Annotated in this window: 20 protein-coding genes; 8 read left to right on the forward strand and 12 right to left on the reverse strand. The window is 62.1% G+C overall.

Annotation, left to right across the window (positions count from 1 at the left end; genetic code table 11):
* Nucleotides 1-35: 35 nt before the first annotated feature.
* Entirely contained in the window at nt 36-1,076 is a 1,041-nt protein-coding gene (gene pstS, locus AVME950_RS01980) for a phosphate ABC transporter substrate-binding protein PstS (protein ID WP_284428543.1), read from the reverse strand.
* 192 nt (nt 1,077-1,268) lie between these two features.
* On the opposite strand from pstS, the gene AVME950_RS01985 reads away from it, so the two are divergent.
* The 3 genes from AVME950_RS01985 (at nt 1,269) to AVME950_RS24280 (ending at nt 3,901) form a co-directional block, all read left to right on the forward strand.
* Entirely contained in the window at nt 1,269-1,763 is a 495-nt protein-coding gene (locus AVME950_RS01985) for a fasciclin domain-containing protein (RefSeq protein ID WP_284428544.1), read from the forward strand.
* 125 nt (nt 1,764-1,888) lie between these two features.
* Entirely contained in the window at nt 1,889-3,367 is a 1,479-nt protein-coding gene (locus AVME950_RS01990; RefSeq protein WP_284428545.1) for a Ppx/GppA phosphatase family protein, read from the forward strand.
* A gap of 264 nt (nt 3,368-3,631) precedes the next feature.
* Nucleotides 3,632-3,901, forward strand: coding sequence for a hypothetical protein (locus tag AVME950_RS24280; RefSeq protein WP_349817222.1), 270 nt, complete (start codon nt 3,632-3,634; stop codon nt 3,899-3,901).
* A gap of 51 nt (nt 3,902-3,952) precedes the next feature.
* On the opposite strand, the gene AVME950_RS02000 is transcribed toward AVME950_RS24280, so the two are convergent.
* Genes AVME950_RS02000 through AVME950_RS02010 form a run of 3 tightly spaced genes read right to left on the reverse strand, consistent with a single transcriptional unit; the run spans nt 3,953 to nt 7,555 of the window.
* Nucleotides 3,953-4,417, reverse strand: a complete 465-nt coding sequence (locus AVME950_RS02000; protein WP_284428546.1) for a SixA phosphatase family protein — start codon at nt 4,415-4,417, stop codon at nt 3,953-3,955.
* The gene (gene ppk1, locus AVME950_RS02005) at nt 4,414-6,702 is read right to left on the reverse strand and encodes a polyphosphate kinase 1 (protein ID WP_502869349.1); all 2,289 of its coding nucleotides are present in this window, start codon (nt 6,700-6,702) and stop codon (nt 4,414-4,416) included. Before ppk1 ends, AVME950_RS02000 begins: the two co-directional genes overlap by 4 nt.
* Nucleotides 6,703-6,718: 16 nt before the next feature.
* Nucleotides 6,719-7,555 carry a GNAT family N-acetyltransferase gene (locus AVME950_RS02010; protein ID WP_284428547.1) on the reverse strand — a complete coding sequence of 279 codons (837 nt, stop codon included), beginning with the start codon at nt 7,553-7,555 and terminating at the stop codon, nt 6,719-6,721.
* A 256-nt stretch (nt 7,556-7,811) separates the two neighbouring features.
* On the opposite strand from AVME950_RS02010, the gene AVME950_RS02015 reads away from it, so the two are divergent.
* Nucleotides 7,812-10,031: a sensor domain-containing protein gene (locus AVME950_RS02015; protein ID WP_284428548.1), complete on the forward strand. Its 2,220-nt coding sequence runs from the start codon at nt 7,812-7,814 to the stop codon at nt 10,029-10,031.
* A 52-nt stretch (nt 10,032-10,083) separates the two neighbouring features.
* On the opposite strand, the gene glmM is transcribed toward AVME950_RS02015, so the two are convergent.
* From glmM to AVME950_RS02035, 4 genes are all read right to left on the reverse strand, one after another.
* Nucleotides 10,084-11,418 (reverse strand): phosphoglucosamine mutase, encoded by a 1,335-nt coding sequence (gene glmM, locus AVME950_RS02020; RefSeq protein WP_284428549.1) that lies wholly within the window; start codon nt 11,416-11,418, stop codon nt 10,084-10,086.
* Between the two features lie 34 nt (nt 11,419-11,452).
* Nucleotides 11,453-12,292 (reverse strand): dihydropteroate synthase, encoded by an 840-nt coding sequence (gene folP, locus AVME950_RS02025; protein ID WP_284428550.1) that lies wholly within the window; start codon nt 12,290-12,292, stop codon nt 11,453-11,455.
* 84 nt (nt 12,293-12,376) lie between these two features.
* Nucleotides 12,377-14,296, reverse strand: a complete 1,920-nt coding sequence (ftsH, locus tag AVME950_RS02030) for an ATP-dependent zinc metalloprotease FtsH (protein ID WP_284428551.1) — start codon at nt 14,294-14,296, stop codon at nt 12,377-12,379.
* A 189-nt stretch (nt 14,297-14,485) separates the two neighbouring features.
* Nucleotides 14,486-15,148, reverse strand: a complete 663-nt coding sequence (locus AVME950_RS02035; RefSeq protein ID WP_284428552.1) for an RlmE family RNA methyltransferase — start codon at nt 15,146-15,148, stop codon at nt 14,486-14,488.
* 21 nt (nt 15,149-15,169) lie between these two features.
* Here AVME950_RS02035 and AVME950_RS02040 point away from each other — a divergent pair, with 21 nt between their 5' ends.
* Nucleotides 15,170-15,646 carry a YhbY family RNA-binding protein gene (locus tag AVME950_RS02040; RefSeq protein ID WP_272568941.1) on the forward strand — a complete coding sequence of 159 codons (477 nt, stop codon included), beginning with the start codon at nt 15,170-15,172 and terminating at the stop codon, nt 15,644-15,646.
* The gene (locus AVME950_RS02045) at nt 15,646-16,389 is read left to right on the forward strand and encodes a glycosyltransferase (protein ID WP_284428553.1); all 744 of its coding nucleotides are present in this window, start codon (nt 15,646-15,648) and stop codon (nt 16,387-16,389) included. The genes AVME950_RS02040 and AVME950_RS02045 overlap by 1 nt, the downstream gene beginning before the upstream one ends.
* A gap of 36 nt (nt 16,390-16,425) precedes the next feature.
* Here AVME950_RS02045 and AVME950_RS02050 read toward each other — a convergent pair whose 3' ends face one another.
* From AVME950_RS02050 to carA, 4 genes are all read right to left on the reverse strand, one after another.
* Entirely contained in the window at nt 16,426-16,833 is a 408-nt protein-coding gene (locus AVME950_RS02050) for a DUF4149 domain-containing protein (protein WP_284428554.1), read from the reverse strand.
* 15 nt (nt 16,834-16,848) lie between these two features.
* Complete coding sequence (gene greA / locus AVME950_RS02055) at nt 16,849-17,325, reverse strand: transcription elongation factor GreA (protein ID WP_272568938.1); 477 nt, start codon at nt 17,323-17,325, stop codon at nt 16,849-16,851.
* A gap of 185 nt (nt 17,326-17,510) precedes the next feature.
* On the reverse strand, nt 17,511-20,756 hold the full coding sequence (carB, locus tag AVME950_RS02060) for a carbamoyl-phosphate synthase large subunit (RefSeq protein ID WP_284428555.1): 3,246 nt from the start codon (nt 20,754-20,756) through the stop codon (nt 17,511-17,513).
* Nucleotides 20,756-21,919: a glutamine-hydrolyzing carbamoyl-phosphate synthase small subunit gene (gene carA, locus AVME950_RS02065; protein ID WP_284428556.1), complete on the reverse strand. Its 1,164-nt coding sequence runs from the start codon at nt 21,917-21,919 to the stop codon at nt 20,756-20,758. The genes carB and carA overlap by 1 nt, the downstream gene beginning before the upstream one ends.
* 334 nt (nt 21,920-22,253) lie before the next feature.
* On the opposite strand from carA, the gene AVME950_RS02070 reads away from it, so the two are divergent.
* Nucleotides 22,254-23,225: a methyltransferase gene (locus AVME950_RS02070; protein ID WP_284428557.1), complete on the forward strand. Its 972-nt coding sequence runs from the start codon at nt 22,254-22,256 to the stop codon at nt 23,223-23,225.
* A complete protein-coding gene (locus tag AVME950_RS02075) occupies nt 23,222-24,547 on the forward strand; it encodes a phosphoribosylamine--glycine ligase (RefSeq protein WP_284428558.1) in 1,326 nt (441 codons plus the stop codon). Before AVME950_RS02070 ends, AVME950_RS02075 begins: the two co-directional genes overlap by 4 nt.
* Nucleotides 24,548-24,631: the final 84 nt, after the last annotated feature.

Genomic DNA, 24,631 nt, shown 5'->3' on the forward strand with positions numbered 1-24,631 from the left:
GAACTGGTGGCCCGCGTCGGCGGGCCACCATGGGATCACTTCAGCGAAACGGCTTTGCCGGAAGTGTCCTTGATGTCACCCCAGGACTTGATGATGACGTTCTTCACGGAGTCAGGCATGGGCACGTAGTCCAGGTCCGCCGCCGTCTTGTCACCCGACTTGTAGGCCCACTCGAAGAACTTGAGCGAGGTGGTTGCCTGTGCAGGCTTGTCCTGCGTCTTGTGCATCAGGATGAAGGTGGCACCCGTGATCGGCCATGCATCCTTGCCCGGCTGGTTGGTGAGGATCTGATAGAAGCTCTTGGCCCAGTCGGCGCCGGCAGCGGCGGCCTTGAAGGCGCTGTCTTCCGGCGACACGAAAGCGCCGTCCGCATTCTGCAGCTGGACGTAGTTCAGCTTGTTCTGCTTCACATAGGCGTATTCCACGTAGCCGATGGAGTTTGGCAGACGGCCCACGAAAGCGGCAACGCCTTCGTTGCCCTTGCCGCCGGCGCCGGTGGGCCAGTTCACCGCGGTGCCCTCACCCACCTTGGACTTCCACTCGGCATTCACCTTGGACAGGTAGTTCGTGAAAATGAAGCTGGTGCCCGAGCCGTCCGCACGGCGGACGGGAGCGATGGCGGCGTCCGGAAGGTTCACGCCGGGGTTCAGCGCCTTGATGGCCGCATCGTTCCAGTTCGTCACCTTGCCCAGGTAGATATCGCCCAGCACTTGCCCACTCAGCTTGATCTGGCCGGGCGAGATGCCCTTGATGTTCACCACGGGAACCACGCCACCGATCACGGTGGGGAACTGCAGCAGGCCTTTCTTGGCCAGTTCATCGTCTTTGAGGGGCGCGTCGGACGCACCGAAATCCACCGTCTTGGCTTCGATCTGGCGCAGACCGGCACCCGAGCCCACCGACTGGTAGTTGATCTTGACGCCGGTGGCCTTGTTGTAGTCGGCTGCCCACTTGGAGTACAGCGGTGCGGGGAAACTCGCGCCAGCACCCGTGGCTTCCTGCTGGGCCCAGGCGCTGGAAAAAGCGCCGGCCGCGACCACACCAGACACCAGAATCCGAATCACAGACAGTTTCATGTAGGAACCTCTTGGTTGAAAGAATCAGTGAGGCGACTCTAGAAGCGCTTTATGACACCATCGTGACACTCCATGCAAGCTGTCATTTGCGATTTTCAGAGGCATATCCGTCTTTGCTTGTCACGCAATCGTCATCATTGCTGCGTAGCCTCCGGCGCACCGACACCGTCGGCAACCTTCGGAGAACCCAACATGTACCGCCGCTACGTCTTTCCTTTTCTGCTTGCTGCCCTGACTGCCGCGACGCTGAGCGCTTGTGCCACGGGCCCCAGCGCCTCCAGCCCCATTCCCGCCGCGCTGGCGGCAACCCCCTCCATCAGCACCTTCCGCACGCTGGCCACGCAAGCCGGTCTGGCGGATACGCTGGCTGCCAACGGCCCTTACACGGTCTTCGCCCCTTCCGATGAAGCGTTCAAGGCTGTGCCAGCCAAGACCATGGCAGAACTCCAGGCTGATAAATCCAAGCTCCAGGCGGTCTTGAACTACCACATTGTTCCCAAGCGGCTGAAGGCGGCCGACATCCAGCCTGGCTCGGCGAAAACCCTGCAAGGCAGCGAGATCACACTGTCGCGCGCCGGCACCTTCGTGACCGTGGAAGATGCGATGGTCGTTCAAGCCGACATTCCCGCCAGCAATGGGGTGGTGCACGTGGTCGACCGCGTGCTGATGCCACCAGCCAAGAAGTAACTGAATCGACATTGCAGGAGGGGCGGCATCCCCCGCCCTTCCTGGCACAGCTCCGATGCGCCATCGACTGGAGAGGCAGGTGCTATGCTGCCCCGCCTGAAAACCAGCGCGCCTTACGCAACAACATGCACGACGGAACACTGCTTGCCGCTGTGGATCTCGGATCCAACAGCTTTCGCCTGGAAATCGGGCGTTTCGAACACGGCCATATCCAGCGTGTGGAATACCTCAAGGAAACGGTTCGCCAGGGCAATGGCCTGGATGAAGACCGCAACCTGACCCCCGAGGCGATGCAGCGTGGTTGGGACTGCCTTGCCCGCTTTGCAGAACGCTTGACCGCCTTCGAACCCCATCACGTCCGCGCCGTCGCCACGCAGACCCTCCGGGAAGCGCGCAATCGCGAGGTGTTTCTCCAACGCGGCAGCGACATCCTGGGCCACCGGATCGAGGTGGTTTCGGGTCCTGAAGAAGCCCGCCTGATCTATCAAGGGGTCGCTCGGCTGCTTCCGCAGTCCGACGAACGTCGGCTGGTCGTGGACATTGGCGGAAGATCCACCGAACTGATTCTGGGGCAGCAATTTTCGGCGCGTGCCGTCGCATCCTATCGGGTGGGCAGCGTGGCCTGGTCCAGCCGGTATTTTCCGGAAGGCATCTTCACGCCCCAGGCATTCCGGACGGCCGAGATTGCGGCCCAGGCTGTGCTGGACGAAGCGCTCAACATCTACCGGCCGGACACCTGGGACGTGGCTTACGGGTCGTCTGGCACGGTCGGGGCGGTGGGGGACGTTCTTGCCGCGGCAGGCCATCCCGGCGGACTCATCACGCGCCAGGGACTGGATTGGCTGCAGGAGCAACTGCTGCGTGTCCGTTCCGCAGACAGGGTGCGCATGGAGGGGCTCAAGGAAGAACGCCGCAGCGTGATCGGCGGCGGCCTCAGCGTGTTGCGCGCCATTTTCGAGTTACTGCAGATCGATCAGATGCAGGTGGCGCAAGGGGCATTGCGCCAAGGAGCGCTGTACGACCTGCTCGACCGTGAACTGCCGGAAACGGACTTGCGATCGTCCACGGTGCGAGGGCTGATGCACCGGTTCGCGGTGGACATCGATCACGCGGAGCGGGTGGCAAAGACGGCCTGTTGGTTGTTCACGCAAGCGTGCCGCCAGCCCTGCGAACGTGCCGAGCGGAAACTGGCCTGGGCCGCGCAGTTACACGAAGTGGGATGCCGCATTTCTCACAGCGAGTACCACCACCATGGCGCGTACATCCTGGACCATACCGACGCCGCCGGCTTTGCGGTTTGGGAACTGCACCGGCTGGGACTGCTGGTGAAAGGCCATCGGGGGAAGGTCCGCAAGCTCGAAGCCGACCTTGACGATCCCGACCTGGCGCTGCAGTTGGTCTGCCTGCGCATCGCCGTGGCGCTTTGCCACGCCCGCCGCACGCCCGACATGCAAGGGTTGTCGCTTTCCCAGCAGGGCAATCGATTCGCTTTTTCCACACGCTCCGGCTGGTCGGCCGCGTATCCACAGTCCGCTCATCTTCTTCGAGAAGAAAGCACGGCCTGGATCAAAACGCCTTGGGAGTTCGCAGCCGAGCTGCAATGATGGACAAATCGCTGGATGAAACGGTATAAACTGTATATACCGTTTTCTCATTTAACCGATATGCCCAGTACCTCAGACGTTTCCGCCGCTTCTGCATCGAACACTGCAGAAACCGCTGCTCCTGCAGCGAGTGCAGCCCTTTCAGCCAAGCCCGCCCCACGCAGCAAGGCCGCTGCTTCCAAGAAGGCCCCGGCCCGCAAGGCGGCTGCCCAGCCCGCTGCGCCCAGCCCTTCCCGCGACCCCAAGGCCAAGAAGCCCAAGCTCATGCGTGACAGCTTCACCATTCCCAAAGACGAGTACGCTGCCATCGAAGCACTGAAGCTGCGCACCGGGAAACTAGGCACGACTGCCAAGAAGAGCGAATTGCTGCGCGCGGGCCTCAAGCTGCTTTCTGCGCTGGGTGACGATGCATTGGCGAAGGCGCTGCAGGCCGTTCCGTCCATCAAGACCGGTCGCCCAAAGGCGCAAGCGCCTGCGCAGCCTGTACCAGCCGCGAAGAAGGCTGCCAAGCCGGCGAAGACAGCGCGCAAGTAAGCCAGGAGCCCTCGGCGCCGGTTGGCCCTGGCACCCATGGTGGTGTTGGTCTCAAAGAAAATCCGGGGACTGCACCGCCAGCAGGATGGTTTCCGTGGTTTCCGGCCGTTGCCGCTGACGCAGCCACCACACCGACCCTTTGCGGATCGCACATTCCGGTGCCTGCAAGGCCAAAAGGCTTGCAACGGCTTGGCCCAACACCGGCTGATGCCCCACCACTAGTACGGCGCCGCGCGACTTCGGCCATTGCGCCAGTTCCAACAGTTCCTGCGGAGTGCCACCAGGCAATAGCTCGGCGCGCAGTTTGTACTTGCGCCCCAGGGCCTTCGCAGTGGCCTCCGTGCGGCGAGCGGGGCTGGACAACACGCGCAACCCATCGGGCAGTTGCCGATCCAGCCAAGCAGCCATGCGCGCCGCTTGCTTCTCTCCGCGGGCGGTCAAAGGACGATCCAGATCGTCTTCTCCCTCACGGAGTTCTTCAGCCTCCGCGTGGCGCCAGAGGATCAGATCCATCATGCCTTGGAACTGCCGCCGCCGTGGGCCATTGTTCGGCCCGCCGCCGCAGCATAGCGGTCCATCAGGGCTTTTTGCGCACCTTTACCAGACACGGGATGCGGCGCGCGCTCATACGTACCGTCGGGCTGCAGAGTCCAGGCGTCCCGATCGTCCCGCAGGTAAGCCACCAAGCATTCATCGATGATGCGCTGCCGCAGTTCCTTGTCGGTGATGGGCCAGGCCAACTCCACACGACGCAGCATGTTGCGGTTCATCCAGTCCGCGCTGGACAGATACAGATCCTCTGACTTGCCCGCCCGGAAATAAAACACCCGGGTGTGCTCCAGAAAACGTCCGATGACCGAACGCACCCGAATATTGTCCGTGATGCCCTTGCGTTGCGCCGGCAGCATGCATGCGCCCCGCACGATGAGATCAATGCGCGCACCTTGCTGCCCCGCCTTGATGAGCGCGCGCATCAGCATATCGTCCGTCAGGGCATTCATCTTGGCCACGATGCGGGCATCGTCGCCCTTGGCCGCAGCCTCTCCCACCCGCTCGATCATGTCCAGCATGTGCTGCTGCAAATGGAAAGGCGCGAGCACCAGCTTGCGCAATTTGGGCAGCTTGTTCTGGCTCGCCAGATGATTGAACACCGCATCCATGTCGGCGGTGACTTCGGCATCGGCCGTGAAATAGCTCAGATCGGTGTACAGGCGGGCGGTCCGCGGGTTGTAGTTGCCCGTGGAAAGATGGCCATAACGGCGCAGGTGCCGGCCTTCGCGGCGCGTGACCAGCAGCATCTTGGCGTGTGTCTTCAGGCCCACCACACCGTAAACGACCTGCGCCCCGATGGACTCCAGGGCTTCCGCCCAATTGATGTTGGCCTCTTCGTCGAAGCGCGCCTTCAATTCCACCACCGCCATGACTTCCTTGCCGCGCCGGACGGCCTCCCGCAGCAACTCCATCAATTCCGAATCGGCTCCCGTGCGGTAAATGGTTTGCTTGATGGCAAGTACCTGCGGGTCGTTGACCGCCTCGCGCAGAAACGCCAGCACGGCGTCGAAACTCTCGAAAGGCTGGTGGGCCAGCACATCGCGCCGACCGATCTGTTCGATGAGCGAGCTTCCCGACTGGATTTGACGTGGCCATACGGAACGCCATGGAGGAAACAGCAGTGCCGGATCGTTCACCAGGTCCACCAATTGCGAGAGCCTGACCAGATTCACCGGGCCATGCACGCGGTACAGCGCCGCATCGGGAAGGGCAAACTGCAATTGCAGAAAATCTGACAAGAACCGCGAACAGCTCGATGACACCTCCAGCCGTACCGCTTGGCCATAGTGGCGGTGCTCCAGCCCCTGACGCAGCGCCGTGCGCAGATTGCGCACATCGTCTTCATCCACGGCCAGATCGGAATGGCGCGTGACACGGAACTGGGAAAACTCGGTCACTTCGCGCCCGGTGAAGAGTTCTGCCAGGTGTGCCCGCACAATGCTGGACAGACTGACAAACTGCGCTCCTGTCACGGCCACTTTGGCGGGCATGCGTATGAGGCGCGGCAAGACGCGAGGCACCTTGACGATGGCAATTTCATTCTCGCGTCCAAAGGCATCGTTGCCTTTCAAACGCACGATGAAATTCAGCGACTTGTTGGCGACCTGCGGGAACGGATGCGACGGGTCCAGGCCGACCGGGATCAGCAGAGGACGAACCTCCCGGTCGAAATACTCGTTCACCCAGCGTCTCTGTGCCCCGGTACGGTCGCCGTGGGAGACGATGTGGATGTTCTGGGCTGCAAAGGCCGGGGTGAGCGAGTCGTTGTACAGCGCGTATTGCCGCGCGACAAGGTCATGGGCTTTGGCAGCCAGCTCCTCGAACGAAGCGACGGTATACGGGCCTTTGGTATCGCCGTTCTGAGCGGCAGTCAGATGGGCCGCGGCACGCACCTCGAAAAATTCATCGAGATTGGAAGAAACGATGCAGAGGTATCGCAAACGCTCGAGCAGCGGCACATCGACCCGGGCGGCCCAGTCGAATACCCGCTCATTGAAAGCAAGAATGCTGTGGTCGCGATTGAGAAAATCAGGATCGGAGTTCAACGATTTCTCTGGCAAAGGGGGCACATTGGCCCCCTCGACTTCCCCGTTAGGCACAGCAGATTGAAGAGACGATTCGGGGAGAGGCTCGGAAGGCGACGGCATGGCTGCTTTGGAAGGGATGGGTTCCACCCCAGTATTGGCAGTCACCATGACATTTTCATGACAGTCCGGTGAAGGCGTCACGGAAGGTTTGCTGATGTTCATGACAGATAAAGCGCCGTCACACTCCGAGAAAATGCTTGCGGTATCGCGAAGGCAAATCCGCAATGCGCATGAGCATTGGCAAATCGGCTGAGTTGAAATCAGGGTCCCAGGCCGGCGCACCGAGAACACGTGCCCCCAGGCGCAAATAGCCCTTGATGAGGGCGGGCGGCTCGATCGCCAGTGATCCATCCAATTGATCCACAGGCAACGGCAACCGCGGGCGCACATGGAACTCGATGGGTGCCAGATGCGACTTCTGCACTTGGCTCCAGATGCTTGCAGCCGCATCGCCGCTCACCACCCCGTTGTGCAGCATGGGAATGCTGGCGCAACCGATCATGGTGTCGAGTTGATTGCGCACCATGAAATCCGCCAGGGCGCTCCAAAGCGCCAGAATCACGCCTCCGTGCCGATAGTCGGGATGGACACAGCTTCGCCCCAATTCGACCATTCGAGAGCGGAGCGTGCGCAGCCGTGTCAGGTCGAACTCGGTATCGCTGTAGGTACCGCCGACCCGGCGGGCTTGAGCGGGAGTGAGTACGCGGTAGGTACCGATGACCTGACGCGTGGCGATGTCCCGGACCAGCAGGTGCTCGCAATATTCGTCGAAAAGGTCCACGTCATGGCCGGCCACCGAGGTATTGAGTCGCGCTCCCATCTCCGATGCGAACACCTCGAACCTCAGGCGCTGGGCTTCCCGGACTTCGTCGAGGTGCCGCGCCCAAGCCACTTCCACCCCGCCTTCGGTGGACAAACGGCTTGCCACATCGCCCGAATGGCCAGGGCGATGAAGTGACCCCCTGGGCAATGAGTCTGGACACAAGGGCATCGTCGGGATGGGTAGTTCGTTCACTCGTCTCTCCCTGCAAGGGTGGTTGGATCACAGCTTGAAGGAGCGTTGCCCTTCCCGCTTGGACGAGACTGTGGCAAACGGCAGTGACGCCGCCATGTCCAGGCCATGACAGCTTCATGACTTGGAAAGAACGGAGCCTGGCCTGCCAGAAGATATGCATCGCGCTTTTGATCGAGACAATCCCGAACTCGGGATTTCAGGGGCGACTGCTACACTTTCGCACAACTTGCCGCCCGCCAGGGCTTCACTCATTTCCATGTGCCCCACGCTTGATGCGCCCGTACTTTCTCAGCCCGGGCCGACTTTGCAACGCATCCTTCGCGAGCAGCAGACTTTGTTGGACAGCGCCGGGGTGGGCATCGTTTTCATCCGCCAACGGCAGATCGTTCGCTGCAATCAACGCTATGCCGATATCTTTGGCTATGAAACGGTCGAAGAAACCATAGGACTGAGCAGCCAGGCCCTGTATCCCACCCTCGACGCGTTCCGGGACTTGGGACGCAATGCCTATCCGGTGCTTGCGCGTGGGGATACTTACCGCACGGAATGCCAGATGCGGCGCTGCAACGGCCGCTTGTTCTGGAGCAGCTTGGCCGGTCGGCTGATCAACCCCGCCGACACGGCGGAAGGCTCGATCTGGATCATCGATGACATCGATGAGCAGCGGCATGCGCAAACCCAGCTTCACGCCGTGGTGCAGGAAAAGCAGGCCCTTTTCGACCACGCCATGGTGGGCATCGCGTTTATCTCCAATCAGCGCATGACACGCTGCAACCAGCACTTCGAACAGATGCTGGGCTATGGTCCTGGGGAGCTGGCCAACGCAGCGACGCGGCAATGGCATTTCAGCGACGCGGACTGGGAAGATGCGAAAAAGCGCTGCTACGAACCACTGACGGACGGCAAGATCTTCGTGGGCGAGATGACCTTGCGCGGCAAGGATGGCCGTGCCGTGGTGTGCGAAGTGCGCGTCAAGGCCATCGACCCTGCCCGTCCGGCCAATGGATCGGTTTGCATTGCCATGGATGTCAGCGAGCAGCGCCAGGCACAGGCAGAGCTGGCCCGGATGCATGCTGACCTGGAGCGTCAGGTGCACCAGCGGACGCGGCAGCTCAGCGAAACCGTGGACAACCTGCATCGCGAGATCAACGATCGCAAGCACGACCAGGAACGCATCTATTGGCTGGCCCACTATGATCCATTGACCGGTCTGCCGAACCGCACGCTCCTGGCTGAGCGCAGCCACCTTGCGATCCGCGCTGCCAGCGAAGGGGGCACGCCCCTCGCTGTGATCTTCCTCGACCTCGATCACTTCAAGCACGTGAACGACTCGCTGGGCCACCGGGTCGGAGATGCTCTGCTGGTGGAAATCGCCAAAAGGCTCCGGGCGGTCGTGCGGGACAAGGACACCGTTTCGCGCTTAGGGGGCGACGAATTCATTCTGCTGCTGCCCGGGGCCAACGCGCATGGGGCGGCACGTGTCGCAGGCAAGCTGCAGGAGGCGTCGCGCCAGCATTACCAAATTGGGCACCACGAACTCACGATGGCGCCTTCGATGGGCATCGCACTGTTTCCACAGGACGGCGCGGATTTCGACACCCTGACCCAGTCCGCCGATGTGGCCATGTACCGGGCAAAGCTGGACGGTCGAAACACTTACCGCTTCTTCACCCCGGAAATGCAAGCCCAGTCGGTGCGTGCCCTCCTTCTGGAAAATGCCCTGCGGCGCGCTCTGGAGCGCAACCAGCTGCATTTGCACTACCAACCGCAGATCACCATCGCGACGGGCGAGATCCGCAGCGTGGAAGCGCTGCTCCGCTGGGAGCATCCCGACCTCGGGAGCATCTCTCCCGCAGAGTTCATCCCCATCGCAGAAGACAGCGGCCAGATCCTGCAGATCGGCGAATGGGTCATGCAGACAGCCTTGGACCAGTTGCAGCACTGGCACACCATGGGCATGGACTGGCTGGCCATGGCGGTCAATCTATCGGCACTGCAGTTCAGACAGCCGCAGTTGCCCGAACTGGTCAGCCGGCTTCTGGACAGCACTTCGCTGCGGGCCAACCGGCTGGAGCTCGAACTGACCGAAGGCGTCGCAGTGGACGACCCCCGTTCCGCCATCGCCACCATGGACCAGTTGCATGCCCGGGGCGTGCGCATGTCCATGGACGATTTCGGCACGGGATATTCTTCGCTGAGCCAACTCAAGCGCTTCCAAATCTACAAGCTCAAGATCGACCAGTCGTTCGTGCGGGACTTGGGCAATGACAGCAACGACCGGGCCATCGTCAGCGCCATCATTCGCATGGCGCAGGCTCTGGGCATCCGGACCACGGCCGAGGGCGTGGAAACGAGCGAGCAGCTGTCATACCTTCGCGAACAAGGTTGCGACGAAGCACAGGGCTATTACTTCAGCAAGCCTTTGCCCGCCCACCAGATCACCGCCCTGCTACAGCGGCAGCATGCAGCGCAATAGGCCGGATCAGACGCTGCGCAGGCTCAGATACTGAAGCACGCCGCAGATGGACTCACCCCGCACGCGCCGCATCTGCCAGTTGTTGCGCGAAGTGATTGGCATGGTCGGCATTGCTGGCCTCCACCATCACGCGCAGCAGAGGTTCGGTTCCGCTGGCGCGAATCAATACCCGCCCGGTTTCGCCCAATGCCGCCTCCACGGAACGCAAGGTGTCTGACAAGGTGGTGTTGCTCTTCCAATCCTGCCCTGGAGCCAGCCGGACATTGAGGAGCACCTGCGGAAAGAGTTGCACACTCGCCAGCATGTCCGGCAAACCGCAGGCGTTGCGAACACACGCCTGAAGCACCTGGAGGGCGCTGATGAGGCCATCGCCGGTCGTATGGCGGTCCAGGGCCAACAGGTGCCCTGAACCCTCTCCACCCAAAAGCCAGCGATGGCGGGCCAACTCTTCCAGCACATACCGGTCGCCCACTTTGGCACGCACGAACTGTATGCCCTGCGCCTTGAGCGCAAGCTCTACCGCCATGTTGGTCATGAGCGTGCCAACCACGCCAGGCACCGGCTCGCCCCGGCCCAAACGGTCAGAGGCCATGAGATACAGCAGTTCGTCGCCGTTGTAGAGGCGCCCCGCCGCGTCCACCATCTGGAGCCGATCCGCGTCACCATCCAACGCCACGCCGAAGTGCGCGTGGTTGGCCCGGACCGCCCGCACCAAGGCTTCGGGATGGGTCGCACCGACTTGGTGGTTGATGTTCAGGCCATCGGGGGAGCAGCCGATGGCCAACACTTCCGCGCCCAGTTCATGAAACACCTTGGGCGCGATGTGATACGCCGCGCCGTGGGCCGCATCCACCACGATCTTCACCCCCTTGAGGGTCAGATCCTGCGGAAACGTGCTCTTGCAAAATTCGATGTAGCGGCCTGCCGCATCCTCCAGGCGCCTCGCTTTGCCCAACGAGGCGGAGTCCGCCCAGACCGGGGCTTCATCCAGCGCCGACTCCACCGCCATTTCCCACTCATCGGAGAGCTTCGTCCCTTGAGCGCTGAAGAACTTGATGCCATTGTCCGGATAGGCATTGTGGCTGGCGCTGATCACAACACCCAGGCTGGCGCGCTGGGCACGGGTGAGGTACGCCACTCCAGGTGTAGGCAAGGGCCCCAGCAGCACCACATCCACCCCTGCAGAGTTGAAGCCGGACTCCAGCGCGCTCTCCAGCATGTAGCCGGAAATGCGCGTGTCCTTCCCGATCAACACCGTGGGCCGCTCTTCCTTGCGACGCAAAACCCGGCCCACCGCATGCGCGAGCCGCAGCACAAAGTCGGGAGTGATGGGCGCCTGCCCTACGGTGCCGCGGATGCCATCCGTACCGAAATATCGACGTGTCATGATTTTTTGCCTCCGCCTGAAGGATATCCGCAGGCTAGAGTGAGGGTGGGGGAATTTGACAGGCCTGCCAGACTTGCAATGCGGCGACGGTTTCGCGCACATCGTGCACACGCACGATGCGCGCCCCACGCTCCACGGCCAACAACGCCGCTGCCACGCTCGGGACCATGCGCTCTGAAACCGGCCACTGCGTGACCGCACCGAGCGACGATTTGCGCGACCAGCCAGCCAGCCAGGGGTAGCCCGCGCGGGACAGCAAAGGCTGGCAGGCAAGGAGCGCGAAGTTCTGCTCCACCGTCTTGCCAAAGCCGATGCCGCAGTCCAGCACGATACGACTCTTTTCGACCCCCAGCACATGTAAATCTAGGGCACATTGCTCTAAAAAAGATAGCACTTGAGAGACCACGTCTCCCTCCATCGGAGCCGCCTGCATGGTCTGGGGGTCGCGGTGCATGTGCATCAGGCACACCCCGCATGCAGGATGGCCGGCCACCACGGCCATGGCTCCGGGTTGCCGAAGGGCCCAGATGTCGTTGATGATGTCAGCGCCCAAGTCCAGCACCGCACGCATCACCTCGGGCTTGTAGGTGTCGATGGACAACGGCACGCCCAGGCCCACCGCCAACCGGACCAGAGGCAACACCCGAGCCAACTCCTCATCCAGCGAGACGGCGGGACTGCCTGGGCGGGTGGATTCCCCCCCGATGTCCAGAATGTCAGCCCCCTGCGCCAGCAGACTTTCGCAGTGGCGCATCGCGTCCAGGGTGGTGGCGTGCCGCCCGCCATCGGAGAAGGAATCCGGAGTGGCATTCACGATACCCATGACCCGAGGCCGTGAGAGATCGATCTGGAATCGGCTGGTCTGCCAGTGCATCGACACGTGGAATGGTTTAAACGAGAAAAACACAAAAACGGGGCACACAGGCCCCGTTGTTGGTTGCAGCGTTCCGCCGCAGGCTCAAGCGGCCGAAGGAGCAGGTTCGGTCGTCACGGCCGGCGTACCGCCGCCCGAGTTATCCCCACCCGACGATGGCGTGCGAGGCGTCCAGTCCTTGGGAGGACGCGGGGGCTTGCCTGCCATGATGTCGTCGAGTTGCTCGGTGTCGATCGTCTCCCACTCCAGCAGCGCCTTGGCCATGGCATGCATCTTGTCGCTGTTGTCTTCGATCAGCTTGCGTGCCAGCGCGTATTGCTCGTCGATGATGCGGCGAACCTCGCCATCGACCTTTTCCATCGTCTGCTCGCTCATGTTGTTGGTCTTGGTCACCGAGCGGCCGAGGAAAACCTCGCCCTCGTTCTCGGCATAGACCATCGGGCCCAACGCCTCCGTCATGCCGTAACGCGTCACCATGTCCCGCGCGATCGAGGTGGCACGTTCGAAATCGTTGCTGGCGCCGGTGGTCATCTGGTTCATGAACACCTCTTCGGCAATCCGTCCGCCGAACAGCATGCTGATCTGGTTCAGCATGTACTCGCGGTCGTAGCTGTAGCGGTCCTTTTCGGGAAGGCTCATGGTCACGCCCAGTGCACGACCACGCGGAATGATGGTGACCTTGTGGACCGGATCGCACTTGGGCAGCAGCTTGCCGATCAGCGCGTGACCAGACTCGTGGTAGGCCGTATTGCGGCGCTCTTCCTCGGGCATCACCATGCTCTTGCGCTCGGGGCCCATGATGATCTTGTCCTTGGCTTTCTCGAAATCCTGCATCTCCACGGTGCGCGCACTGCGGCGTGCCGCCATCAAAGCCGCTTCGTTGCAAAGATTGGCCAGATCCGCGCCCGACATGCCGGGAGTTCCACGGGCGATGACGCTCGGGTTCACGTCCTGGCCAACAGGCACCTTTCGCATGTGCACGTTCAGGATCTGCTCACGGCCGCGGATATCGGGCAGCGTCACATACACCTGTCGGTCGAATCGGCCAGGGCGCAGCAAGGCGGCATCCAGGATGTCAGGGCGGTTGGTGGCGGCCACCACGATCACCCCGAGATTGGTCTCGAAGCCGTCCATCTCGACCAGCATCTGGTTCAAGGTCTGTTCGCGTTCGTCATTGCCACCACCCAGGCCAGCGCCGCGCTGGCGGCCCACCGCATCGATTTCATCAATGAAGATGATGCAGGGCGCATTCTTCTTGGCGTTCTCGAACATGTCGCGCACGCGGGCCGCGCCCACGCCCACGAACATTTCCACGAAGTCGGAGCCGGAAATGCTGAAGAAGGGAACCTTGGCTTCGCCGGCAATGGATTTCGCCAGCAGCGTCTTGCCCGTTCCCGGAGGGCCGACCAACAAAAGGCCCCGAGGAATGCGGCCACCGAGTTTCTGGAATTTCTGAGGGTCTTTCAGGAAGTCGACGACTTCCTTGACTTCTTCCTTGGCTTCGTCGCATCCTGCCACGTCGGCAAAGGTCACCTGATTGCTGTTCTCGTCCAGCATGCGGGCCTTGCTCTTGCCGAAGCTGAAAGCCCCGCCCTTACCGCCACCCTGCATCTGACGCATGAAGTACACCCACACGCCGATCAGCAGCAGCATGGGGCCCCAGCTGACGAGCAGGGTCATCAAAAGCGAGCCCTCTTCCCGTGGCTTGACGTCGAACTTGACGTTGTTGTTGATCAGATCGCCCACCAATCCGCGGTCCAGATAGGTCGCGGTGGTGCGCAATTTGCGATCATCGGTGGTAGTGGCAACGATCTCCGTGCCACCCTGCCCTTCCTGGATCGTGGCGCTCTTGATCCGGTTGCTGCGCACCTCCTCCAGGAATTCGGAATACCCCACAGAGCCCGCGCTGGCGCCTGAACGGGTGTCGAACTGTTTGAACACCGTAAAGAGCACCATGGCGATGACCAGCCACACGGCAATTTTTGAAAACCACTGATTGTTCAAGCGGGGCTCCAGAAGCAAAGGGGATAACGCCACGAACGTGTCATGGAGACGTCCTAGCGCATTTAGGGCGCATTTTAGGCGTTTCAAGGTGGAAGGCGGTGCGATTTACCCCAGCAGAGGCCATGGTCAACCCACGGCAAGACTGCATTGGCATGGGTTGTAACCGCTGACGAACCGCGTTCATACTGTTCAAGCCTGCTTTTTCAAGCCGATTCCCACCAAAAAAGTCTCGGAAGATTTGTCCCGCGAGGCTTTGGGCTTGATGGGCTTGACCACCTTGAATGTTTCCTTGAACAACTGCACCAGCTGCGCATACCCGCTGCCATGGAACAGCTTGACCACGAGCGCCCCTTCGGGTTTGAGGTGCTGCACGGCGAATTCGACGGCCAGTTCGATCAGGTGGGAAATGCGCGCCGCGTCGGCTGACTCGATTCCGGACAGATTGGGGGCCATGTCGGAAACCACCACGTCGACAGCCCGCCCCTGGACGGCTTCCTGCAACTGCGCCAGAACATCGTCCTCCCGGAAATCGCCCTGGAGAAAGCCGACCCCTTCGATCGGCTCCATGGGCAGCAGATCCAGGGCGATGATGGTGCCGTTGAGTTGGCCGACTGCCGCGCCTCCTGGCGACATGCGACGCCGCAGGTACTGGCTCCAGGCCCCTGGCGAGGAGCCCAGGTCGACCACGATGTGCCCTGGCTTGATCAGCCCCAGCTGCTCATCGATTTCCTTGAGTTTGTAAGCGGCACGGGCGCGATAGCCCTCTTTCTGGGCGAGCTTGACGTAGGTGTCGTTGACATGGTCATGGAGCCATGCCTTGTTCACCTTCTTGCTTTTCGTGTTTGTTTTCATCCTGCCTCGATAATACGGCCCATGCCCCAAATTCAATTGACTCCCGCAGAGCGCCGGGAACACCGCGCCAATGCCCACCATCTGGACCCCGTCGTCCTGATCGGCGGCGATGGGTTGACCCCCGCTGTCCAAAAAGAAATCAACGCTGCCCTCAATGCCCACGGATTGATCAAAGTCCGCGTCTTCAGCGACGACCGGACATCGCGCGAACAGATTTACCAGACCTTGGCGGCAGAACTCAACGCTGCACCCATCCAACACATCGGCAAGTTGCTGGTGCTCTGGCGCCCGCAGCCTCCCAAGGAGCGCACCGTCGACGAAGACCGCATGCCCGGCCCTCGCGATGTGAAAGTGCTCAAGTTCAGCAAGCGCGGCGGCCAGCGGCCCGAGATCAAGCAGTTGCGCGTCCTTGGCAACCAGCGATTGACGCCCGGCGGCCAGATCAAGCGGGCCAAGAAGCCCAAGCAGAAATCCGTCAAGAAGCGCCAGGCCGATTGATGGGCTCCAGCACGGCGCGAACGCGCCACGTGATCTGCATGAAATGGGGCACCAAATACGGCCCCGAATATGTGAACCGACTTTACGCCATGGTCCGGCGTCATCTCACTGGCGATTTTCGCTTTGTCTGCCTGACGGATGATTCGACGGGCATCCGGGCCGAAGTGCAATGCCTTCCGATTCCCGCACTGGATCTGCCCGCCGGCATTCCGGAGCGCGGCTGGACCAAGCTCGCCACGTTCAGCGCCGATCTGCATGGCCTGTCAGGCACCGCACTGTTCCTGGACGTGGATGTCGTCGTCACAGGCGGTCTTGATGCTTTTTTCGAAGCGCCGGGCGAGTTCCTGATCATCCATGACTACAAACGGCCATGGCGCATCACCGGCAATTCATCGGTGTATCGGTTCGAGATCGGTTCACACCCCGACGTACTCGAATACTTTCGCGGGCACTTCGATGCCATCCGCCGGAAGTTTCGCAACGAACAGGCCTACCTTTCGGACTTCCTGCATCAGCAGGGCAAGCTGAGCTACTGGCCCGCAGGCTGGTGCCCCAGCTTCAAGTACCACTGCATCCCTGCATGGCCTTCCAATTATTGGAAGCCGCCAATCATTCCGGCCGACGCGCGCATCGTGATCTTTCACGGTGAGTGCAACCCGCCCGATGCCCTGGCAGGCCGGCGCAATCGCCGCTTTCGCTACATCCAGCCTGCCACCTGGGTGTCTGAGCACTGGAAAGAGTAAACGGGCAGTAAAAGGAGCGCCCCCTGCGCCGAGAAATCAGCGCCGGGACGTTCGCCACAGGACGGCCAGAGCGCATCCCCACTGCAACGCGTACATCACGCTGCCCACGCTGTGCCACAGCCGTAGATTCTGGCGAGCGACGATGCGGGGCGATACGCCGTACTGCACCAGCAACGCCAGTAAAAGCCCGGCGATCACGAAGACCAGCGCGGCCTGGGCCCAATCCTCCTGCGTCTCTGCATGCCGTCGCTTGGACAACAGGAAAAGGCACACGCAGCAAGCGATCGAGACGAAGGTTTGTGCCTCGAAAAGGCGTGCGGCCATGTTGCCGGCCAGCGCCGGTGTAGGCAGATGCACGAACAGGAGCGGTACGGCCAGGAACCCGATGGCCGACAGACTCCCCCACCACAATGCGGCGGCCAGAACGGGCACGCGGTCATACATGGCAGCGTCTTTCGCTCAGATGTAGCTCACGCCCACCACTTCATAGCGGCGCAGGCCACCGGGGGCCTGGACCTCGGCCGTGTCGCCCTCTTCCTTGCCGATCAGCGCGCGAGCGATGGGGCTGGACACATTGATGAGGCCCAGCTTCAGGTCGGCCTCGTCCTCGCCCACGATCTGGTAGGTGACGGCATCGCCGCTCTCTTCGTCTTCCAGCTTCACCGTGGCACCGAACACCACTTTGCCGCCCGCGTCCAGCGCGGTGGGGTCGATGATCTGCGCAGCGGACAACTTGCTCTCGACTTCCTGGATGCGGCCTTCGATGAAACCCTGCCGGTCTTTGGCGGCCTCGTATTCGGCGTTTTCGCTCAGATCGCCCTGGGCACGCGCCTCGGCGATGGCATTGATCACCGCAGGGCGTTCGACGGTCTTCAGACGGTGCAGCTCTTCCTTGAGCTTTTCAGCGCCGCGCTTGGTAATGGGAATGGTGGCCATTGAATCAGTCTCCACGTTCAATTCGACGCCGCGCAACGCGCGGCCCTCCTGGCGTCTTGCACACCGGTGGATGCACAAACGGACGCCCCAAAAGGAAACCGCCGCGCGTTGCCGCGCGGCGGTCTCTGGTCAGTGGCGATTATGCCGCGTTTGAGGCGGCCGGACGCTTAACCTGACTGTGCCGTTCAGGCCGTCAATTGCGCGTGCAGTTCCTGCACGGAATAAACGTCCAGATGGTCCAGATGCTTCATGCCTTCCACGGCCGCCTCGGCGCCGAAGATGGTCGTGAAGGTGGTGACCCGGGCCTGCAGCGAACTCGTGCGGATCGCGCGGGAGTCGGCAATCGCATTGCGCCGCTCTTCCACCGTATTGATGACCATGACGATTTCGTCGTTCTTGATCATGTCCACGATGTGCGGGCGGCCTTCGGTCACCTTGTTCACCACGGTCACCGGCACGCCGGCCTCCGAGATCGCGGCAGCCGTGCCCTTGGTCGCCACCAGGTCGAAGCCCAGGGTGACCAGTTGCCGACCGATTTCCACCGCACGCGGCTTGTCGCTGTTCTTCACGGTGAGGAACACCTTGCCGGACGTCGGCAGTTTCGTGCCGGCCCCCAGCTGGCTCTTCACGAAAGCCTCACCGAACGTCTTACCCACTCCCATCACTTCGCCGGTGGACTTCATCTCCGGGCCGAGGATCGTGTCCACACCCGGGAACTTGACGAAGGGGAACACTGCCTCCTTCACGCTGAAATAAGGCGGCGTGACTTCCCGCGTGATGCCCTGGCTCGCCAGCGACTGCCCCGCCATGCAGCGGGCCGCCACCTTGGCCAACTGGATGCCCGTGGCCTTGCTGACGAAGGGCACCGTGCGGGATGCGCGCGGATTCACTTCGAGCACATAGATCACGTCTTTGCCATCCTTTTCCTGAATGGCGAACTGCACGTTCATCAAGCCCACCACGCTCAGGCCCTCGGCCATGGCCGCAGTCTGGCGCTTGAGTTCATCCACCGTGGCCTTGCTGAGGTAGTAAGGCGGCAACGAGCAGGCCGAGTCGCCGCTGTGCACGCCGGCTTGCTCGATGTGCTCCATCACGCCCCCGATGAAAACCTTGCCCTCGGGGTCGCGCAGGCAATCCACATCGCACTCGATCGCATCGTTCAGGAAACGGTCCAGCAGCACGGGCGAGTCGTTGCTCACCTTGACGGCTTCGCGCATGTAGCGTTCCAGATCCCGCTGTTCGTGGACGATTTCCATGGCACGGCCACCCAGCACATAGCTGGGGCGCACGACCAGTGGATAGCCCAACGCGGCAGCCTTCTCCAGGGCCTCCGGCTCGGTGCGTGCCGTGGCGTTGGGTGGCTGGCGCAGCCCCAGGTCGTTGAGCAGTTTTTGAAAGCGCTCGCGGTCTTCCGCAGCATCGATCATGTCCGGACTGGTGCCGATGATCGGCACGCCCTCGGCCTCCAGGCCGAGCGCCAGCTTCAGGGGCGTCTGACCACCGTACTGCACGATCACGCCCGTGGGCTTTTCCTTGTCGACGATTTCCAGCACGTCTTCCAGCGTGAGCGGCTCGAAATAAAGCCGATCCGACGTGTCGTAGTCGGTCGAAACCGTTTCCGGATTGCAGTTGACCATGATGGTTTCATAGCCGTCCTCGCGCATGGCGAGTGCGGCGTGAACACAGCAGTAGTCGAACTCGATGCCTTGGCCGATGCGGTTGGGGCCACCGCCCAGCACCATGATCTTCTTGTTGGTGGTGGGCGCGGCTTCGCACTCGTCCTCGTAGGTCGAGTACATGTAAGCCGTGTTGGTGGCGAACTCGGCGGCGCAGGTGTCCACCCGCTTGTAGACGGGACGCACGTTGAGTGCCCGGCGCGCCTCCCGCACGGCCTTTTCCTGCGTCCGCAGGAGCTTGGCCAGGCGGCGATCGGAAAAGCCCTTTTTCTTGAGCGCGCGCAGCGTAGCGGCGTCGATGGCAGCCAGCGCGCCATCCCCCTTTTCATCGGTCAGCTTGTCCAGATCCAGTTCGATCTTCACGATCTCTTCGATCTGCACCAGGAACCATTTGTCGATCTTGGTGAGGTCATGCACCTCGTCGACCGACAGGCCCATGGCGAAGGCATCGCCCACATACCAGATGCGCTCGGGACCAGGCTCGCCCAGTTCCTTTTCCAGCAGTTCGCGGTCCTGCGTCTTTTCATTCATGCCGTCCACGCCGACTTCCAGGCCACGCAACGCCTTCTGGAAAGACTCCTGGAACGTGCGGCCCATGGCCATGACCTCGCCCACCGACTTCATCTGCGTGGTCAGGCGGCTGTCGGCCGTGGGGAACTTCTCGAATGCAAAACGTGGAATCTTGGTGACCACGTAGTCGATCGAGGGTTCGAACGATGCGGGCGTAGCGCCGCCCGTGATTTCGTTCTTCAGTTCGTCGAGCGTGTAGCCCACCGCGAGCTTCGCCGCGACCTTGGCGATCGGAAAGCCCGTGGCCTTCGATGCCAGGGCCGACGACCGCGATACGCGTGGATTCATCTCGATGACGATCATGCGACCGTCTTTCGGATTCACCGAGAACTGCACGTTGGAGCCACCGGTATCCACGCCGATCTCGCGCAGCACCGCGAGGGACGCGTTGCGCATGATCTGGTATTCCTTGTCGGTCAGCGTTTGCGCAGGCGCCACCGTGATCGAGTCGCCCGTGTGCACGCCCATCGGATCGAGGTTCTCGATCGAGCAGATGATGATGCAGTTGTCCGCCTTGTCGCGAACCACTTCCATCTCGTACTCTTTCCAGCCGAGCAGCGATTCTTCGATCAGCAGTTCGTTGGTGGGCGAAGCCTCCAGCCCGCGCTTGCAGATGGTCTCGAACTCTTCAGGGTTGTAGGCAATGCCGCCGCCGGTGCCGCCCAGCGTGAAGCTGGGACGGATCACCGTGGGAAAGCCCACGGTCTTTTGCACCGTCCACGCCTCGTCCATGCTGTGGGCGATGCCGGAGCGGGCCGAGCCCAGGCCGATGCGGGTCATCGCATCCTTGAACTTGAGGCGGTCTTCCGCCTTGTCGATCGCCTCGGGCGTGGCGCCGATCAGCTCCACCTTGTACTTGTGCAGCACGCCATTGCGCCACAGGTCGAGGGCGCAATTGAGCGCCGTCTGCCCGCCCATCGTCGGCAGGATCGCGTCGGGGCGCTCCTTGGCGATGATCTTCTCGACGGTCTGCCACGTGATGGGCTCGATGTAGGTCACATCGGCGGTGGCCGGGTCGGTCATGATCGTCGCAGGATTGCTGTTGATCAGGATGACTTTGTAGCCTTCCTCGCGCAGGGCCTTGCAGGCCTGCACGCCGGAATAGTCGAATTCGCAGGCTTGGCCGATGATGATGGGGCCGGCGCCGATGATGAGGATCGATTTGAGGTCTGTGCGCTTCGGCATTATTTCTTCTCCATCAGCGCAGTGAAGCGGTCAAACAGGTAGGCGATGTCGTGCGGGCCGGGCGAGGCCTCGGGGTGGCCCTGGAAACAGAACGCGGGCTTGTCCGTGCGCTCCAGGCCCTGCAGCGTGCCGTCGAACAGGCTGATGTGCGTGGGGCGCAGGGTCGCCGGCAGCGACTCCATCTCCACGGCAAACCCATGGTTCTGGCTGGTGATGCTGACACGGCCGTTGTCCAGGTCCTTCACGGGATGGTTCGCGCCATGGTGGCTGTTGTCCATCTTGAAGGTCTTCGCGCCGCTGGCCAGGGCCATGATCTGGTGGCCCAGGCAGATGCCGAAGGTGGGCACGCCGGCATCGATGATCTGGCGCGTGGCTTCGATGGCGTAGTCGCACGGCGCCGGATCGCCAGGGCCGTTGGACAGGAACACGCCATCGGGCTTCATGGCCAGCACCTCGGCTGCCGGGGTCTTGGCCGGAACCACGGTGAGTCGGCAGCCGCGCTCGGCCAGCATGCGCAGAATGTTCTTTTTCACGCCGTAGTCGTAGGCCACCACGTGAAAGCGCGGAGCGGCAAGGGTGCCGTAACCCGAACCAAGCTTCCACTCGGTCTGGTCCCACGGATAGGCCGCAGAGGTGCTCACCACCTGGGCCAGATCCAGGCCCTTCATGCTGGGTGCCGCCTTGGCGGCGGCCAGGGCCTCGTCGATGCGCGCCTGGGTCACCGCTTCGCCGGCCGCAAGCCCGACGATGGCGCCGTTCTGCGCTCCGTGGGTGCGCAAGATGCGCGTGAGCTTGCGGGTGTCGATGTTGGCGATGGCAACGGTGTTTTCGCGCACAAGGTACTGCGAGAGGGTCTCGGTGCTGCGGAAATTGCTGGCCAGCAACGGCAGGTCTTTGATGATCAAGCCTGCGGCATGGACCTTGTCGGCTTCGATGTCCTCGGTATTGACACCGTAGTTGCCGATGTGCGGATACGTCAGGGTGACGATCTGCTGGCAGTAGCTCGGGTCGGTGAGGATTTCCTGGTAGCCGGTGATCGCGGTGTTGAACACCACTTCGCCGACCGTGGTGCCGGTGGCACCAATCGAATTGCCGATAAAGACCGTGCCGTCTGCGAGCGCCAGGATGGCGGGCGGGAAGGATCCCTGTAGAGACAAAAGCACTGGGTTCTCCGAATGGTTACGGGTCGCCCGGAGTCCGCAGGAAGACATTCCTGAAGACTGCTGCTTGTTGGGGGATTGCTTTGGTTGCTGCCGGGCGACGTTTTTGCGGGAAAGCCTCCAATTGTAGCCTCACTGAAAGAGCATCCCGACTTCCGCGGCCCATTCAGCCCCCGCAAACCGGATCCGGCGATGCAACGATCGTCAGCGAGCAGGCTCTTTTGTCCTACACCACGACGGCCGAGGCCCCCTGAAAGATCGCAGCGGTTGGCATCCTGCGGCGCCCGCCCCCCTCGCCGCTCGCCCCCTCTCCTTGCAATGCCGCTTGCCAAATCCGATGAAAGCATCCACCACGCATTCTGCCCAACACAGTCTTCAGCGGCTCGGGCAGTGGCTCACGGTCATGGGCTACCGGTTCGTCACGGTAACGCCGCTCACGCACCAGAGAGTGCTTGCAAGGCCGCACGTCCCTGAGGCTTCGGACCTGCGTGACGCATTTGGATGGAACCGACCTTTTCCAAAAGACCAGCTTCCCCCAGATCTATCAACTGCTCTGCTGGACGATGGCTGGCTGCAGTCCGCCCCAAATGGGCTGCTGCAAAGCAACGTTCGGTTCAGTTCGCTCGATGGATTCCTCTTTGCCCACTCCGCCTTTCCGACGGCGCAAGAGGATGCCGTTTTCTTCGGGCCGGACACCTACCGGTTTGCGAGTTTCATCCGCCATCAGTTGCGAATGCAGCCGCAGCCGGAATCGCCACGCATTGCCGATGTGGGGTGCGGCGCCGGGCCGGGAGGACTCGTCGCGGCGAGGGCGTGGCAGGCGCAGCCCAACGGATGCGAGATCGTCCTGGTGGACATCAATCCCAGCGCGCTCTTGCACGCGAAAGCCAATGCAGCAGTCGCCGGCTACCCCTATGCGCAGTGCGTTCAAAGTGACCTCTTCTCCGAGGTCGCTGGCAGGTTCGATCTCATCGTCTCCAACCCGCCCTACTTGGTTGACGATGCCAACCGCACGTACCGGCACGGAGGCGGACAGTTTGGAGAAGCCCTTTCCGAGCGCATTTTGAAAGAGAGCCTCGATCGCTTGACGCCCACCGGCCGCCTGCTACTCTACACCGGCTCGACCATCGTCGAAGGACGCGGTGCTTTGCGCGACTCCGTTGTCGCCTACGCCGCGGCCCACGACTGTGCGGTGCACTATGAAGAACTGGACCCCGATGTCTTCGGAGAGGAACTGGAAGGGCCGGCCTATGCCAAGGCGGATCGGATCGCGGCCGTCGGCGTGGTGGTGCAAAGGCGGGCTGCATGAGATTTCTGGGCATTGGGCAGACCAACGACCTGGCGGCCATGTATGGCGGCCTCCAGCACCGCGGCCACGAGGTGCGGGTCGTGATTGAAGACCCTGCGTGCCACGACGTCTTTCAGGGCATCCTGCAGCGGGTCGAAGGATGGGAAAGCGAACTGGGATGGATCAAGGCGGCTGGAAACGAAGGCGTGATCCTCTTCGAATCCGCGACCCAGGGCGAATTGCAGGATGCATTGCGTGCGGAAGGCTTTCAGGTCATCGGCGGCAGCGCCCTCGGCGATCGACTGGAGGCGGACCGCGCCTTCGGGCAGAGTGCCTTGCAGGCCGCGGGACTGCAGGTAGCGGGCTGCCACCGTTTCACCGACTATGGCGAAGCGATGGTGTTCCTTGATGACCATCCCGCACGTTATGTACTCAAGTTCAACGGGGCCTCCGGCGAGCGCACGAGCAACTACGTCGGCCAGTCCAGCAACGGCGCCGACGTGCGCGCCCTGCTGGCCATGCACGCGGGCAAAACCCGAGTGGACCAGGCCGAGGCACCGGACTTCATCTTGATGGAGTTCATCGATGGGATCGAGATCGGGGTCGGCGGGTATTTCAACGGCCATGACTTTCTGTCGCCCGTGTGTGTCGATTTCGAGCACAAGCGGTTTTTCCCGGGCGACCTGGGCGAGCTCACCGGAGAGATGGGCACCATCGTGAGCTACCACGAAAGCGCGCGCCTGTACGACACCGTCCTGCGTCCCCTGCTGTCCATGCTGCGGGATGGCGGTTACTGTGGCTACATCAACGTGAACCTCATCGCCAACGAAAACGGGCTGTGGCCCCTCGAATTCACTTGCCGGTTCGGCTACCCGGGTTTCGCGATTTGCGAAGCGCTTCACGATGATCCGTGGGACGCCATCTTTCGCCGAATGCTGCGCCGCGACACGTTGGACTTCGGTACGAAAAAGGGTTTTGCCTGCGGCGTGGTTCTTACAGTCCCGCCGTTTCCCTACCGGCATGGGTATGCGGAACTGTCCAAGGGTTTGCCGGTGTTCCTGGATCCCTCCATCACGCAGGCACAGCGAGACAGCCTGCATTTTTCAGAGGTGGCTCTGCATCAGGGACAGCTGGTGGCGAGTGGCTCATGCGGCTACCTGGGCGTTGCCACGGGCGTGGGCGCAACAGTGCATGCCGCCAACCTGGCCGCGCTGGATTGCGTTCGCCAAGTGATCGTGCCCAATCTGCGGTACCGTAGCGACATTGGCCCGCGGCTGCACGGGGGCGAATTGCAGCAACTGCGCTCGTGGGGCTGGCTGCAGGGGAAGCCATCGGCGGCGTAGGACCTTGCCGACCGGGGTTCGCGCCATCTGGTGGTTTCTGCCTTCTTTCCAGCATCGCAGCATGGGTCCACTCCTCCAGCCCAT

The sequence above is a fragment of the Acidovorax sp. SUPP950 genome (assembly GCF_030158935.1).
GTDB lineage: Bacteria > Pseudomonadota > Gammaproteobacteria > Burkholderiales > Burkholderiaceae_C > Paracidovorax.

Excerpts from the sequence above, each read along its gene's own strand:
- AVME950_RS02075 (WP_284428558.1), top strand. The coding sequence starts at position 23,222 with ATGAGATTTCTGGGCATTGGGCAGACCAACGACCTGGCGGCCATGTAT.
- AVME950_RS02000 (WP_284428546.1), bottom strand. The coding sequence starts at position 4,417 with ATGATGGATCTGATCCTCTGGCGCCACGCGGAGGCTGAAGAACTCCGT.
- AVME950_RS02040 (WP_272568941.1), top strand. The coding sequence starts at position 15,170 with ATGCCCCAAATTCAATTGACTCCCGCAGAGCGCCGGGAACACCGCGCC.
- folP (WP_284428550.1), bottom strand. The coding sequence starts at position 12,292 with ATGCACTGGCAGACCAGCCGATTCCAGATCGATCTCTCACGGCCTCGG.
- AVME950_RS02035 (WP_284428552.1), bottom strand. The coding sequence starts at position 15,148 with ATGAAAACAAACACGAAAAGCAAGAAGGTGAACAAGGCATGGCTCCAT.
- AVME950_RS02070 (WP_284428557.1), top strand. The coding sequence starts at position 22,254 with ATGAAAGCATCCACCACGCATTCTGCCCAACACAGTCTTCAGCGGCTC.
- greA (WP_272568938.1), bottom strand. The coding sequence starts at position 17,325 with ATGGCCACCATTCCCATTACCAAGCGCGGCGCTGAAAAGCTCAAGGAA.
- ppk1 (WP_502869349.1), bottom strand. The coding sequence starts at position 6,702 with ATGAACATCAGCAAACCTTCCGTGACGCCTTCACCGGACTGTCATGAA.
- AVME950_RS02045 (WP_284428553.1), top strand. The coding sequence starts at position 15,646 with ATGGGCTCCAGCACGGCGCGAACGCGCCACGTGATCTGCATGAAATGG.
- pstS (WP_284428543.1), bottom strand. The coding sequence starts at position 1,076 with ATGAAACTGTCTGTGATTCGGATTCTGGTGTCTGGTGTGGTCGCGGCC.
- AVME950_RS02050 (WP_284428554.1), bottom strand. The coding sequence starts at position 16,833 with ATGTATGACCGCGTGCCCGTTCTGGCCGCCGCATTGTGGTGGGGGAGT.
- carB (WP_284428555.1), bottom strand. The coding sequence starts at position 20,756 with ATGCCGAAGCGCACAGACCTCAAATCGATCCTCATCATCGGCGCCGGC.
- AVME950_RS01985 (WP_284428544.1), top strand. The coding sequence starts at position 1,269 with ATGTACCGCCGCTACGTCTTTCCTTTTCTGCTTGCTGCCCTGACTGCC.
- AVME950_RS01990 (WP_284428545.1), top strand. The coding sequence starts at position 1,889 with ATGCACGACGGAACACTGCTTGCCGCTGTGGATCTCGGATCCAACAGC.
- AVME950_RS02015 (WP_284428548.1), top strand. The coding sequence starts at position 7,812 with ATGTGCCCCACGCTTGATGCGCCCGTACTTTCTCAGCCCGGGCCGACT.
- glmM (WP_284428549.1), bottom strand. The coding sequence starts at position 11,418 with ATGACACGTCGATATTTCGGTACGGATGGCATCCGCGGCACCGTAGGG.
- AVME950_RS24280 (WP_349817222.1), top strand. The coding sequence starts at position 3,632 with ATGCGTGACAGCTTCACCATTCCCAAAGACGAGTACGCTGCCATCGAA.